The organism is Shewanella sp. T24-MNA-CIBAN-0130 (genome assembly GCF_040310185.1).
In the GTDB taxonomy this organism is placed as follows: Bacteria; Pseudomonadota; Gammaproteobacteria; order Enterobacterales; family Shewanellaceae; genus Shewanella; species Shewanella psychromarinicola.
Genome location: NZ_JBEOPP010000219.1, coordinates 1 through 294, shown reverse-complemented (window position 1 = coordinate 294; position 294 = coordinate 1). Strand labels below are relative to the sequence as shown.

Annotated in this window: 1 protein-coding gene; it reads left to right on the top strand. The window is 45.6% G+C overall.

Going from position 1 to position 294, the window contains the following annotated elements; all coding sequences use genetic code 11:
* A partial coding sequence (locus AAEZ02_RS22140; RefSeq protein ID WP_351125152.1) for a TolC family protein occupies positions 1-294 on the top strand: 294 nt, incomplete at both ends.

The window sequence follows — 294 nt, the reverse complement described above, 5'->3', positions numbered from 1 at the left end:
CTGGCAGCCTTGGGGTTGAGTCTTTTGATAGCAGTGATTTACTGGGGTGGGATTCTCGCTCATTTTCTCTTGGCCCTAAGGTGTATTTACCCATTTTTTCCGGTGGTAAGTTGACTCAACAACTTGAATTAACCAAAGAGCAACAGAAAAGCTCGGCGTTGAATTATCGTCAAACCGTGCTTGGAGCTTGGCATGAGGTTGATAACTCGATTGATGCTTGGCGTGCACAGCAGAGTCAGCATCAAAGATTATCGATTGCCCACCATTTCATTGAGCAAGCACTGAGTATGGTTG